The sequence below is a fragment of the Actinoplanes sp. 13 genome, assembly GCF_056134165.1.
Window position 1 is genome coordinate 63,088 of sequence record NZ_JBVYOQ010000027.1, and the last position, 13,975, is coordinate 77,062.

Here is a 13,975-nt window from a genome sequence, read left to right on the forward strand (position 1 = left end):
GAGCGAAGGAATTCGATGGCCGAGTTCGAGGTCAACGCGCACCGGTTCGACCCGTACAAGAACTTCAAGTTCCTGGTCCGGTGGGACGGGCGTACGGTCGCCGGAGTCAGCAAGATCAGCCCGTTGAAGCGCACCACCGAGGTGGTCAAGCACCGCGACGGCGGCTCGCCCAGCTCGCCGCGCAAGTCGCCGGGCCGCTCCGAGTTCGAGGGCGTCACCCTGGAGCGCGGGGTGACCCACGACCCGGAGTTCGACCGCTGGGCCAACAAGGTCTGGCAGGTCGGCGCCGGGCTCGGCGCCGAGGTGTCGCTGGCCGACTTCCGCAAGAACATCATCATCGACGTGCTGAACGAGGCCGGCCAGGTCGCGGTCTCGCACCGCCTGTACCGCTGCTGGGTCAGTGAGTACCAGGTGGTCGGTGAGCTGGACGCCAACGCCAACGCGGTCGCCATCCAGAGCCTCAAGCTCGAGGTGGAGGGCTGGGAACGCGACTACGAGGTGCGCGAGCCGGTCGAGCCGTCGTTCACCGATCCGGCCTGATGACGCTCGACCTGCTGACCGCCTGGGAGCGGGGGCTGGCCTGCTCGGGACCTGCCCGCTCCCTGGCGCTGCACCACACGGCGCGTCCCGGGGCCCAGCCCGCCGAGCTGCTCGCAGCCCCGGTGGGCGAGCGCGACGCGGACCTGTACGCGCTGCGCCGTGCCCTGTTCGGCGACCGGATGGAGGTGCTCGCCGAGTGCGCGAGCTGCGGTGCGGCGCTGGAGTTCGACCTCGACGCGGCGGCGCTCTCCCGGCATCCCGACCGCGCCGGCGAGCCGTTGCGGGTGGCCGACGACGGCTGGGAGGTCGAGTTCCGGGCGCCCACCGCCGGCGACCTGGCGGCGGCCACCGATCGCCGGGAACTGATGGCGCGCTGCACGCTGGCCGCCCGGCACGACGGCCGGGCGGTGGCCGCCGACGAGCTGCCGGAGCACATCCAGCGGCGGCTGGCCGAGGCGGCCGAGCGGGTGGACCCGTCCGGCGACGTCACGGTGCGGGTCGCCTGCCCCGGCTGCGCGGCGATGACCCCGCTCCAGCTCGACATCGCCGCCTATCTCTGGACCGAGCTGGACTTCTGGGCTCGCGACCTGCTGCTCGACGTGCATGTGCTGGCCGGCGCGTACGGCTGGAGCGAGGCGGAGATCCTGGCGCTGAGCCCGCTGCGGCGCCGCTACTACCTGGAGCTGTGCGCCGATGCCTGAGCCGGACTACTTCGATCGGTTGCTGGCCCGCCGTGCCGGAGCGGTCGCGAGCCTGGCGCGGCCGCGGCTGGCCGGCCGCTTCGAGCGCGCCGAACCGCGCTGGACCGAGGTGACCGAGCAGCCGCAGGCGTCGCCGCCCGCACCGCATCCGGCCGCCGAGGCCGTCTCGCCGTCGTTGCCGTGGCGCGATCGCGTCGAGCGGCACGTCGAGATCCACACCGAGACCCCGGCAGCCCCGGCCGCCCTGCCGCCGCCGGCGCCTTCCCCCGTCAGCTCCCGGACGCTCCCCGGGCCGCCGCGACCGATCGCGGCACCGCACCCGCGGCCGGCGGCCGCTCCCCGGATCACGCCCACGCCGCCGGCAGTGTCCGCCGGGGTCCGCCCGTCGCCACCCACCGCGACCCGGGCCGCGAGCCAGGACGGTCGGGCACCCACCGTGCGGGCGATGCCGAGGGCAGATCGAAACCCGGGCGTACGGCGCAGCGCCGTCCAGCCGCCGGCCATCCGCCGCCGGGAACGCCCCGCTGAGCCGGCCGTGCACGTGCGGATCGGCCGGCTGGAGGTGCGCGCCGCGGGCACCGGTGCCGGCCGGGCACCCGCCCGTGCCGCGCGGCCCGGCCGGCAGTCCCCGTCGGTGAGCCTGACCGACTACCTGACCGTGGGGAGGCGTCCGTGAGCAACGCCCTGGCCATCGCGACCGTCACTCAGGCGCTGGCGATGCAGATCGAGAACCACCTGCCCCCGGAGATCGACTTCGCGGTGTCCGTGCAGACCCGCCGCCCGCACACCGAACCGCCCAGCGAGCCGGCGATCACGGTCTTCTGCTACCAGGTCACCCCGGACGTGGCGATGCGCAACGCCGACCTGCCCACCCGGGCCTCGGACGGCACGCTGGTGGCCCGCCCCACCGCCGCGCTCGACCTGCACTACCTGATCAGCGCCTACGGCGAGGAGAACGAGCTGGTCGGCCAGCGGCTGATCGGCAGCGTGATCCGCACCCTGCACGAGCTCCCGCTGCTGCCGCGCGACGTGATCGAGGAGGCGGCGCAGCGGCCGTACCTCGACGGCAGCGATCTCGCCGAGTCGATCCAGCGGGTGCGGCTCACGCCCACGCAGATGGACGTGGACGAGACCTCGAAGCTGTGGGGGATGTTCAACCAGACCCCGTACGTGCTCTCGGTGGTCTATCAGGCGGCCCTCGTGCTGATCGAGGGTCGCGGGGTGCCGGGGCAGCGGCCGCCGGTCCGGGAGCGAACGGTCACGGTGAACGCCGGTGGCTGAACGGGCCCGCGAGTCGGCGGACACGAGCGGCGGCGAGGTGGCCCTGGCCACCGCCGTCCGTTCCGTGCTGGCCCGCCTCGACGCCCACGCCGCCGGCCCGGCACAGGCTCCTGAGCAGAGCGAGGACCCCGCCCTGCCGTCTCTCGACATGCTGGTGGACTGCTTCGGCCTGACCCGGTTCGAGCGCGCTGTCCTGCTTCTGGCGGCCGCCGCCGAGCTCGAACCCACCACCGGCAGCCGGTGTGCCGGAGCCGCCGGCGACCCGGAGCGGACCTACCCGACGTTCGGCCTCGCGCTGGCCGCCCTGCCCGAACCGCACTGGAGCGCGCTCACCCCGGTTGCGCCGCTGCGCCGCTTTCGGCTGGTCGAACCCGCCGACGAGACCCGGCTGACCGGCTCGCCGCTGCGCATCGACGAACGGGTCCTGCACTTCCTGGCCGGCACGCCCTATCTGGACGCCCGGCTGCACGGCATGCTGCGCCCGGCAGCCCCGCCGGACGACCTGCCACCCACCTATCGGCGGACCGCCGAGCAGGTCGCGACCGGTCTTGCCGACGCCGTGCCGCGTGTCGACCTGACCGGCGGGCCGCGCCGGGTCCGTACCGACATCGCCGCCGCGGCGGCCGCGCTGCTCGGTCTGCACCTGTACGTGATGCCCACCGCCGACATACCCACCGACCCGGCCGACCGCGACCGGCTCGCCCGGCTGTGGCAGCGCGAGGCGATCCTGCTGCCGGCCGTCCTGCTGGTGGAGACCGGCCCGATGGACCGGGGCCAGTCCTCCGCCGCCGACGCGTTCCTGGCCGCCGCGGCCGTTCCGCTGGTCGTGACCGGTGACGACCCCCGGCACACCGGCGAGCCGCGCGGTCAGCGGGTCACCGTGCCGCCGCTGCCCGACCGCGAGCAGCTCGCGATCTGGCGCGACGCCTTCGCCGGTGTCGACGGCCTCGCCGACGAGCAGGTGCGCGACCTGGTCGCCCAGTTCCAGCTGCCGCCGCACACTGTCCGGTCGGTCGCCGCCACGGTCCGCCGGGACCTGGCACAAACCTCAGCGCGGCAGGACGCACCGGCCGCGGGCGACGAGCCGGCCGCCACGACGGCCGCGGCGGTGGCGTGGCGGGCCGGCCTGGCCGAGGCGCGGATCGGCCTGGACGAACTCGGCCGCCGGATCGAACCGTCGGCGGGCTGGACCGACCTGGTGCTGCCCGAACGCCAGACCGCCGTCCTCCGGGAGATCACCGCCCACGTGCGCCGGCGTGCCGTCGTCCATCAGGAGTGGGGCTTCGCCCGGACGCTGCGCCGCGGGCTGGGCGTCACCGTGCTGTTCGCCGGCGGCTCGGGCACCGGCAAGACGCTCGCCGCCGAGGTGATCGCCGGCGAGCTGGGCCTCGACCTGTTCGTCATCGACCTGTCCCAGGTGGTGAGCAAATACATCGGCGAGACCGAGAAGAACCTGCGAGCTGTCTTCGACGCCGCCGAGCAGGGCGGGGCGGTGCTGCTCTTCGACGAGGCCGACGCGCTGTTCGGCAAGCGCAGCGAGGTCAAGGACAGCCACGACCGCTACGCCAACCTCGAGGTCAGCTACCTGCTGATGCGGATGGAGGCGTACCGCGGGCTCGCGGTGCTGACCAGCAACATGAAGCAGGCCCTCGACCCGGCGTTCCTGCGCCGCATCCGGTTCGTCGTCGACTTCCCGTTCCCCGGCGAGCGCGAGCGTGCCGAGATCTGGCAGCGCGTGCTGCCCGAGGAGACCCCGGCCAAGGGCCTCGACCCGCGGTTGCTGGCCCAGCTGACGGTGGCCGGCGGCTCGATCCGCAACATCGCCCTGTCGGGTGCTTTCCTGGCCGCCGAGGAAGGCGACAAGCTGCAGATGCGGCACCTGCTCGCGGCCGCCCGCACCGAATATTCCAAGCTCGAACGCTCGCTGACCCCGGGGGAGGTGCGCGGATGGGTCTGAACCGCGACGTTCACGTGGAGATCGGCGAGCTGGTGTTCGACGGTTTCGACCGCCCGCTCGACCCTGAGCTGGTGTCGGCCGCGTTCACCACCGAGCTGACCCGGCTGGTGCGCTCGCACGGCGTACCCCTTGCTCTTGGTCCGGAAAAAGCTCGCGACCTGGACGTGCTCGCCGGGCTGCCGCCGCTCGGACCCGCGGCTTCGCCGCACGAGCTCGGCGTGGCGCTGGCCAGGTCGGTGCATGCCGGCCTGAGCGGTCAGGGTCAGCAAGCACGAGACCGCGCGGTACGGGGGGAGCGATGAGCACCGCCCGAGCCGCTCAGGAGCGGCAGTCCACCGGCCGGGACGGCAAGCGCCGCAAGCCGAACCGCACCGGCACGCGCCCCGCGCCCGAGCCGAAGAGCATCGTCAGCGGGGCCGGGCAGCCGCTCGACCTCAGCGTGCGGCGGGAGGCGGAGGAGCGGCTCGGTCACGACTTCACCAGGGTGCGGCTGCACACCGACCGGGACGCGGACGCCCTGACCACGCTGCTCGGAGCGGACGCCGTCGCCGTCGGGCAGGACATCTTCTTCCGGGCCGGGGCGTTCCAGCCGGGCACCGCGGACGGTCGGCGGCTGCTCGCGCACGAGCTGCTGCACACCGTGCAGGACCCGCAGGGGCTCGGGGCGTTGCGAGCCGGCCGGGACGACGGCGCGGTCAGCCTGGCCGCGCAGCCCGCGGAGCAAGCGGCGGAGGAGACCGCGCAGCAGGCGGAGGGGCCGGAGGACGTCGAGGTCACGCCGGAGGCGCCGACGCCCGGCTGGATGCGCTATGCGACGGTCACCGCGGACCGGTTGCGCGGGGAGCGGCTGGACCCGGCGACGCTGCCGGACCGGCTGGCCGCGAACATTCTGCGGACGCTGCGCGGCGACCCGGCCGACTGGTCCAAGCGGACCCGGGTCCAGCTGGCCCGGCTGCCGGAGGGCCTGGTGGAGCCGGTGCTCGACCGCCTGGAGCGGCGGCTGCTGAGCACCGAGTACGAGCGGGTGCTCGACTTGCTGGACCAGGCCGGCGACGACGTCGACGTCGAGGCGGGTGCGCACGACGCGCCGGCGGCTGAACCGGACGCGGCCGCGCAGTTGTGGTGGGAGCGGGAGACCGCGGCCCGGCGTGAAGGTGAGGAGCGGCGCCGGGAGCAGCGGGCCGATCCGGCGCCGGGGCCGGAGAAGGAGCTGGTCGCCGGCCCTGGGGCGGTCGGCAGCACGCCGCGCAACGGTGGGGTGCCGGGCGACCGGGTCACGCCTCAGGGCGGAGCGGAGTCGCGCACCCCGGCGACGCCCCAGCCGGCCGCCGCATCGGCGCCGGCTGCCTCCTCCGCCGCGCCGACCTCCGCCGCGCCGACCTCCTCCGCGCCGGCCTCGTCCGCGCCGGCCTCCTCCGCCGCGCCCGGCCGGCAGGAGTCGAAGGCGGGCACCGAGGCGCCCGTGGAATCGGCCCCGCAGCGGGAGGCGCCGGTCGCGGGCCCGGAGGAGTCTGCGGCGCGGAACCGGCCGGCGGCGGCCGAGGCGGTGGCCGCGACCCGGCAGGTGAAGCCCGAGGACAAGCGCGGGCTCGACGTGCCGACCGGCTCACCGGCCGTCACCGGTGCCGGAACCCAGCTGCCGGGCGGCGCGGCCACCCTGGATCCGGTCCGCAACCAGGACGTCGAGGGCTTGGAGGAGGAGCCGCCCGCCGAGTCACCGCCCACCCACCAGTCCGAGGTGGACGTCGGCGGCGGGGAGCCGAGCGCCTGGGACATCACCCTGCGGCCGGAGGACTTCCTGCCGGCCCAGGACCCCGACGTGTCCGGGATCCCCACCGCCGACCGGGTCGACGAGGCCACCGGCGCCACACCGCCGATGCCGTCGTTCCCGGCGCCACCGGTCACCCGGGCTGACCAGGTGCAAGCAGAACGCGACGCGGAGGACGCCGAGGACGCCCGCGACGAGGCGGCGGCGGCCGAGGCCGAGCGCCAGCCGGCCGAGCCGGAGCGGCCCCTGGAGCAGGAGCCGCCGGACGCCGAGTCACTCGAGCCGATCGCCGCCGCGCCGCCTGGCCCGGCCGCCGCGTCACCGGTACCCACCAGCGGCGCGGATCCGAAGGCCGGGCCGGTGGACGCGCAGGTCACCGTGCAGGCCTCGGCCGGCAGGTCGGAGGGCGGCAGCCCCGAGAGCGAACAGGCCGCCAAGCAGGAGCAGGGCACACCGGCGGCCGGCGATCAGGTCCGAGCCGCCCCGGAGAAGGCGCCGCAGCAGCCGGCCAGCGGCCAGGCCGCGCCGGCTCCAGTTGAGCACACCCCGGATCCCGGCGGGTCCGGCAGCGCCCCGGCAGCGCCGGTGGCCGAACCCGCACCGGTGGCCGAACCTGCACCGGCCGCTCCCGCCGAGGTCGCGACCGCACCGGCGCCCATCGCGGAGCAGACGACCGTACGCGAAACGCCGTCACCGCAAGCGACGCCGGCCCCCCGCGCCGCCGCTCCGGACCCTGTTCCCACGTCGGAGCCCGGTCTTACGGCCGCACCCGGCGGGGCCCCGCAATCGTCGCCCGCCCCGGGTGGGCGGTCCGGCGGCAGCGCGGCAACGCCGCCCCGGCGAGCGGCGAAGGAGTCCGCGCCGGCCCCGAACCTGTCGACGGTGTCGCCCGAGGCCGGACTCGCCACCGCCGCGCAGCTCGAACCGCACCGCGCCCTCGAGTCGATGACCAGCGTGGGCAGCGCGGCCGACCGGACAGTCGGCGACGAGCACAAGAACCTGGCCGCCGCCCCGCCGTCGATGCAGCGACCGGCCGGCGCACCGCAGACCCTGTCCGGCGCCCCGAAGACCGACGCCCCGGTGCAGTACTCACAGGATCCGGCGCAGCGCTCGCAACCGCCGAACCAGGAGAGGGCCGAGGTCACCGGCGCCCGGCAACCCGAGGGGCCGATCGAGGCGGAGAAGGAGGAGGGCCCGAGCGGCTGGGACACGTTCAAGATGGCGCTCGGCTTCGTCGGCGGCAAGGTGGCGCAGTTCTTCGGCTTCGAGGTCGATCCGACCGAGCTGGCGGCCAAGTTCGCCGGCCTGCCGACCAAGGACGAGGCGCTGAAACAGGCCATGGCCGGCAACGCCCCCGGGGTGAACGCCGGCGCCGCCGCCGAGCAGACCTCCGGCGAGCAGGGCGCCGCCGTCGACACCAAGGGCCAGGACACGGTTTCCGCGGGTCGCGACGATGCCGGCCGCGGCATGGGCGAGGACCAGGTCTATCCCGACGTCCCGCCGGAGCAGATGCAGTCCGACGTGCCCGCCCGGTCCGGCGGCGCCCCGGTCGCTGCGGGCAGCGCGCCCACCGGCGTCGTGCCTGCCGAGGCGGCCTCGAAGGTGGCCGAGCACGACAACGGACCGGCCATCCAGGCCTCGTTCCAGCAGGGTCAGCAGGGCATGTCGCAGAGCCGGCAGGCCAAGGACCAGGGCTTCCGCGAGTCGCAGACGCGCCACCGGTCCAAGGTCGACACCGAGATCCGGGTCAACACCGAGAGCCAGCGCAACGAGCGGGACGCCGCGTTCGGCGACGTCGAGGCCCAGCGCACGGTGTGGCGCCGCGACCAGGACACCGAGCTGTCCAGGCTCGGCACCAAGAAGACCGACCGGCAGACCAGGGTCCGCAAGGACGTCACCGACCGCGAGAAGAAGGCCGACGACGACGTCGCGCGGGAGAAGACCGGCAGCGACAAGAAGATTCGCGACGAGGCCGGCAAGGCCGAGCGCGAGGCGAACCAGAAACGCGACACCGCCGTCCAGGACTCCGGCAACTGGGTGACCAAGGCCTTCGACTGGCTCAAGAACAAGGTCATCGAGATCAAGAAAGCGATCGTACGGGTGATCCGTGCGGCCCGGGACGCTGTCGTGGGCTTCATCAAGAACTTCAAGGAGACGGTGGAGCGCTGGATCAACGAGGCGCGCACCTTCATCGTCGACACGATCAAACGACTGATCGAGGACCTGATCGAGTTCGCGAAGGCGATGGTGCGCGCGATCATCGACCTGGCCAGGAAGATCCGCAACCTGATCACCAACCTGATCAAGGCCGCGATAGACCTGGTCAACCGGCTGGCCGAGCAGCTCAAGCGGATCGTCAAGGACCTGCTGGACAGGTTGGGCCGGCTGCTGGGCGACCTCTTGAAAGTTCTGTTCGAGGCATTGATGACCGCTGTCAGGGCGGTGGTCGACGCGCTCAAGCACTACCTGGCGATGGCGTCGCAGCTGTTGGGGATGCTGGGCACCTTCCTGTTCGTCGCCGTCGACTTCCTGTCGGACCCGGGCGGCTGGCTGAGCGGCGCCAAGAACTCAGCGGTGGACGGCGCGAAGAACCACCTGTTCCGTGAAGTGAAGGCGGCGGTCAAGCAGTGGTTCCAGTCCAAGATCGAGGAGGTCCTGGGCGTCGGCAAGGCGGTCATCGACACCCTGATCAAGGGCGGCTTCACCCTGGAGAAAATCGTCAAGGAGACCTGGGACGCGATCGTCCCGATGCTCCCCTTCATCATCGGCGAGATCGTCATCACCAAGGTCATCGCCAAGCTGATCCCGGGCGCGGGCTGGGTGATGGCGGTGATCGACGCGATCAAGGTGGCGATCGGCGCTCTGGGAGAGATCCTGCGCGCGATGGGCGCGGTGCTGGCCTGGCTGATCTCGGTCCGCCAAGGCGGTGCGGGGGTGTTGTTCGCCAAGGCGGTCGCTGCCGGCATCGTCGCGCTGCTCGAGTTGGCCTATGAGGCTTTGCTCAGCGGCATCGGCAAGTACGTGGCCAAGGTGGGCAAGCGCCTGAAGGGTGTCGCCCAGCGCATGACCAGGGACAAGAACCGCGCCGGGCAGGGGCCGCGCAAGGAGGGCGAGCCGGAGTCCGGCGGCACGAGGCAGGACGGTGACGGCCCGCGGGCGGCGCAACGGCCGGGCGGTCCCGGGAAGCCGGGAACTCTGCCGCGGCCGGCCGGCGTGGGACCTCGTCCGACCTCAGGCACTGGAACCCGCCCGGCCGGTGGCCCGGCCCGCCGGCCCGCCCCGGCCCCGTCAGGACCGCTCCGCACGCGGCCGGGAGAGAAGGCGGCCGGAGCACCGGACCGGCCGAAGGGCCGCCCAGAGACGGCACCGGCCGGGGTGCGCCCCGACGGGGCGCGCCCGGACGGCACCCGTCCGCCGGCGCCCACGCCCGCCACCGCACCGAGGAAGCCCGTGCCCGCCACCGCCAAGGACAAGGACGGTCGGCCGAAGACCGAACAGGACGAGCGACCGAACCCTCGGCCGACCCCGCCGCCGAGACCCCGGCCGAAGGCCGAGATGACCGCGAAGCCAAAGGAGCCGGCGCGTACCAAGCCGAAGGACGAGGATCCGAGCGCGCCCAAGCCGAGGAGTGACGGGGACGAGCGGACCCCGGGCGGGCCGAAGGACGGGGACGGCGCCGGGCCGAGGCGCGACAAGGACGACACCGTGCCGGGCAGGCCGAAGGATCAGCGAAGGCCGCAGGGCCGAAGCGACATCACGTTGCCCAAGGACAGGCAGGACAAAAAGGAGCATAAGAAGCAGCGCGAGGAAGAGGGCAAGGACAAGAGGCTCCGGGAGATCGTCGCGCGTATCCGCCCGCGGATCGAGGGCAGATTGAAACGGGGGATTCTCGAGCGCGACCACATCCAATTCCTGGCTCAGTTGCGCTCCTGGTACCGGCTGACGGCGTTGTTCAAGCGAGGTGCCGAGGATTTCAGTGTCCGGGCAGTGCTCAATCCGGAGATGGAGGCGGCCGACGGAGTGACGGAGCGCAGCGTGCCCACCGATAGGGACGAGCCGCTGCAATACCCGCCCACCGACGACCGCAGTCTGTTTACCGAAGGTCTGCCGAGGAGCTTCGAGCACAGATTCATCAACCCTGAGTGGTCCACTGGTGGCCAGCACCCTTATGGCGATCCGAGGAACCGGGCAATCAATTATCCCGGTTTCCGGCACATTTATCAGCGAGATGCCAACGGGGACGAGATCCCCGGCGCGGCCGATCTGCAGAACGCCATGGGATCATTCAAATGGAGCGCGATGCACCTGCTGCCCAGAGAGTTGGGCGGTCCCGCCGCGGGTTCGAACATGATTCCCGCACACCTGCACATCAACTCGGACTTCTACTGGGCCTTTGAAATCGATGCTATCCGGGCATTCGGTCTGAAGAACCAGGATCGGGAAGTAGGCCGGTACAGCGTTCAGGTGACTCCCTATACGGGGCCGGATCACGGTTACCCCAACGGTATCCCTGAGGGCTTCGCGGAATCCATCACCGCGAGATGGTCGAGGTACGAACACACGGGGGAGGGGAGCGGTAAGGACCCGGGTGAGTGGACGCCCCGGCCGTGGGCAAAGTCCAAGAGTCTCAGGTTGCCTCCGCCGCCTACGGGGAAACAGGCGGTGATCAATATCAACACGGAGACATCATTGGCGAATCTTCGAGGCGCGGTGGCGCGGAATGACGAGATCGTTCTGGCAATCCTCGATCTCAGGCCTTTCGAGAGCCTGGACCACATGAAGCGCGAATTGACTCACTACCTGGTGCCTGATACCGGTGAGCCGATCGAGGGTCTGGACGAACAGATGAAGAAGATAGAGAGTCGGCACAGCAGATACTTTATCATCGGATAGATTGCTAGGTGACTGAAATGCGTGCGCCGAATGATTTGGAGGAGCGTCATGTGGCGTCGCTCGCTGAAATACGCAGTGCCGCTTCGATCAATGTGATCGACGAGTCCTGTGGTGAGATCGGTCCTGGGTTCACGGCTGTGCGGCGACTGACGATGTTCAACCCTGACTGGGGGGATCTGCAGCTGGATCGCGAAATGCTCGAAACGCCACTTCGATTCTCGGAGATCGCGGTTCATTGGGAGTCGGAGGATAATTTTCCGGGACTGTCCGGGGAATATCGGGTTCCGTCGCCGATGGATATTTTGGGGCAGGAACCGATCCCGGAGGCAAGTGCCAGACCCAACGAATTCCAACGTGATTTCATTGCGGAACTCCGCTACATCGACGAGGCTTATAACTCGTCCCGAGGATGGATGACGTACCTGCAGATGAGACCTGGCTCTTCGCCGCTCGCCGTGTGGTTCCAGGACCTGGTTGCTATCGAACACCCGCCCTATCCAGTGGGATTCGTTAAACTCGACCTCACCTACGGGCGGTACATGGACGCGCTGGTGCTGACCAAGGGTGTGCACGGATGGCAGTACCTTTTCGCCGACCTGTCTCTCCGAGATGTCGTTCTCGAGGAGACTTCCCGGCGCTTACAGACGATGATTGAAGCCTTCCCTCTCCTCTTTCCGGGTCATGACTATGCCGACTTGGCCGCGCGGCTGGAGGAGCGGCTGTGACCACGTTCGCAGACATACCGAGAGCGATTCGGGCGGGGATCGTGGTGGTGGATCCCGAGAGCGGGACGCCGCAGCGGGTCATCGTCATGCAGTTCAACCCGGACACGCTCGAACGGTCGATTCAGGCGCAGGCGGCCGGGGGGACCGCGGACCCCAGCGGCAGCGGCACCGACGGCGACCGCAACGAAGCGCTCCGGCTCAAGGGGCCCGCCGAGGAGCAATGGAAATTCACCGCCGAGATCGACGCCACCGATCAGCTGGACGTCGCCGCTCCCGACGGGATCCACCCGCAGCTCGCGGCGCTGGAGATGCTCATTCAGCCGACCACCGCCCAGCTGCGCGAGTCCATCGCGCAGAGCCGGCGCGGCGCCATCGAGGTCAGCCCGATCGAGATGCCGCTGACGCTGTTCACCTGGGGCGACAAGCGGATCATGCCGGTCCGGCTGACCGAGTTCTCGGTCAACGAGCAGGCTTTCGACGTCAACCTCAACCCGATCCGCGCCTCGCTGAGCCTCAGTTTCAAGATTCTGACCGTCAGCGACCTGCCGGACGGGCATCCCGGTGCTGACTTCTATCTCGCGCACCTGGCGATGAAAGAGCAGCTGGCCCGGCGGGCGGTGAGCTGATCATGCCGGAGCCCTATCAGGCCGCCTACGACGCCATTCCCGGCGCCGGGCGCTACCCGCGGACCAGCCGGTACGCCGATGCCGAGATCGCCGTGCACACGCTGCCGGACGGTACCGAGGTGCGGTACGCCAAGCATCGCCTGCTGCCGCCAATGCGCGAGGGCACAGCCGGACACGTCGTGACCGCCGGTGAGCGTCCCGACCATCTGGGACAGAAGTATTTCGGTGACCCGGGGCAGTGGTGGCGGATCGCGGACGCCAACCCGGTGCTGGACCCGCGGGAGCTGACCGCCGAGGCCGGGCGCCGGATCTCCGTACCGAAGGCGGGGTCGGACTTTGCCTGACGAACCGTTCGGGCGTGGCCCGCTTCATCTGAATCTCAGCATGGGTCGCGACCTGCCCCGGCCGATCCCGCCGGAGGTCGGCGACGGGCTGCTGTCCGCGCAGATCACCGCGACGGCGGGGGAGCGCAGCGGGTTCCAGCTCGCTTTCGACCTGACGAAGAGCGGGCCGATCGCGCGGCGTTACCTGCCGGAGCGCTTCTTCCACCCGCGTACCCGGGTGGTGATGACCACGACGCTGCGCGGCATCCCGACGGTGATCTTCGACGGGTTGATCACCCGGCAGGAGGTGGGGGCGAGCAACCGGCCGGGGCAGTCCACGCTGACCGTCACCGGGGAGGACCTGACGCTGGCGATGGACCTGGAGGAGCGCGCGGAGGGCTTCCCCAACCTGGCGCCGTCGCAGCGGGCCGAGATGATCCTGCGCCGGTACGCGAGTCTCGGCATCACGCCGCGGGTGATCACCGAGCAGGTGCCGCAGCCGCCGGACGCGACCGAGCGGATCGATTTCCAGAGCGGCACCGACCTGCAATATCTGAACCAGCTGGCGCGGGCCAACGGCTACACGTTCTACCTCGAGCCGGGGCCGGAGCCGGGACGGTCGACCGCGTACTGGGGGCCGCAGATCCGGACCGGGCAGCGGCAGCACGCGCTGTCGGTCAACATGGACGCCAACTCGACGGTCGACCAGCTGACCTTCGCGTACGACGGGCTGGCGCGCGAGGAACCGACCGCCCTGGTCCAGGATCCGGCCACCCGGGAGATCGTCCAGCTGCCGCAGCCGTCGATCGACCCGCTGCGCCCGCCGCTGGGCCGGGACCCGACCGAGGCGCTGAAGCGGCCGAGTCTGCGCAACATCGCGAAGCTGAGCACCGCGCAGGCGCAGGCCGAGCTGCTGGCCCGAGCCGCGACCTCGGCGGACGCGATCGCCGGGTCGGGGTCGCTGGACGTCACCCGGTACGGCTACGTGCTGCGCCCCCGGGAGCTGGTCGGCGTGCGCGGCGCGGGAGTCGCGTACGACGGCGACTACTACGTCACCTCGGTCACGCACACGCTGCGGCCGGGGACGTACCTGCAGAACTTCACGATTTCCCGCGAGGGAATGGTCGCCCGCAGCGACACCGTGCGGCCCTAGGAGAGCTG

The 13,975-nt window shown here is 71.4% G+C and carries 11 protein-coding genes; all 11 read left to right on the forward strand.

The features are described 5' to 3' along the window. Window positions 1–15: 15 nt before the first annotated feature. The 11 genes from AC0NH5_RS34570 to AC0NH5_RS34620 are packed head-to-tail and all read left to right on the forward strand — an operon-like array spanning window position 16 to window position 13,967. Window positions 16–540, forward strand: coding sequence for a phage tail protein (locus AC0NH5_RS34570; RefSeq protein ID WP_474411242.1), 525 nt, complete (start codon window positions 16–18; stop codon window positions 538–540). Continuing rightward, complete coding sequence (locus tag AC0NH5_RS34575; RefSeq protein WP_474411243.1) at window positions 540–1,241, forward strand: hypothetical protein; 702 nt, start codon at window positions 540–542, stop codon at window positions 1,239–1,241. Before AC0NH5_RS34570 ends, AC0NH5_RS34575 begins: the two co-directional genes overlap by 1 nt. After that, on the forward strand, window positions 1,234–1,917 hold the full coding sequence (locus tag AC0NH5_RS34580) for a hypothetical protein (RefSeq protein ID WP_474411244.1): 684 nt from the start codon (window positions 1,234–1,236) through the stop codon (window positions 1,915–1,917). The genes AC0NH5_RS34575 and AC0NH5_RS34580 overlap by 8 nt, the downstream gene beginning before the upstream one ends. Next, window positions 1,914–2,522: a Pvc16 family protein gene (locus AC0NH5_RS34585; protein ID WP_474411245.1), complete on the forward strand. Its 609-nt coding sequence runs from the start codon at window positions 1,914–1,916 to the stop codon at window positions 2,520–2,522. The genes AC0NH5_RS34580 and AC0NH5_RS34585 overlap by 4 nt, the downstream gene beginning before the upstream one ends. Beyond that, window positions 2,515–4,479 carry an ATP-binding protein gene (locus tag AC0NH5_RS34590; protein WP_474411246.1) on the forward strand — a complete coding sequence of 655 codons (1,965 nt, stop codon included), beginning with the start codon at window positions 2,515–2,517 and terminating at the stop codon, window positions 4,477–4,479. The genes AC0NH5_RS34585 and AC0NH5_RS34590 overlap by 8 nt, the downstream gene beginning before the upstream one ends. Beyond that, on the forward strand, window positions 4,470–4,781 hold the full coding sequence (locus AC0NH5_RS34595; protein WP_474411247.1) for a hypothetical protein: 312 nt from the start codon (window positions 4,470–4,472) through the stop codon (window positions 4,779–4,781). Before AC0NH5_RS34590 ends, AC0NH5_RS34595 begins: the two co-directional genes overlap by 10 nt. Next, window positions 4,778–11,140, forward strand: a complete 6,363-nt coding sequence (locus AC0NH5_RS34600; RefSeq protein WP_474411249.1) for an eCIS core domain-containing protein — start codon at window positions 4,778–4,780, stop codon at window positions 11,138–11,140. The genes AC0NH5_RS34595 and AC0NH5_RS34600 overlap by 4 nt, the downstream gene beginning before the upstream one ends. Before the next feature lie 8 nt (window positions 11,141–11,148). Continuing rightward, the gene (locus AC0NH5_RS34605; RefSeq protein WP_474411250.1) at window positions 11,149–11,865 is read left to right on the forward strand and encodes a hypothetical protein; all 717 of its coding nucleotides are present in this window, start codon (window positions 11,149–11,151) and stop codon (window positions 11,863–11,865) included. Next, a complete protein-coding gene (locus tag AC0NH5_RS34610) occupies window positions 11,862–12,491 on the forward strand; it encodes a CIS tube protein (RefSeq protein WP_474411251.1) in 630 nt (209 codons plus the stop codon). The genes AC0NH5_RS34605 and AC0NH5_RS34610 overlap by 4 nt, the downstream gene beginning before the upstream one ends. 2 nt (window positions 12,492–12,493) lie before the next feature. After that, complete coding sequence (locus AC0NH5_RS34615; RefSeq protein ID WP_474411253.1) at window positions 12,494–12,835, forward strand: hypothetical protein; 342 nt, start codon at window positions 12,494–12,496, stop codon at window positions 12,833–12,835. A gap of 40 nt (window positions 12,836–12,875) precedes the next feature. Then, entirely contained in the window at window positions 12,876–13,967 is a 1,092-nt protein-coding gene (locus AC0NH5_RS34620; RefSeq protein WP_474411255.1) for a hypothetical protein, read from the forward strand. The last annotated feature ends 8 nt before the right edge of the window (window positions 13,968–13,975 follow it).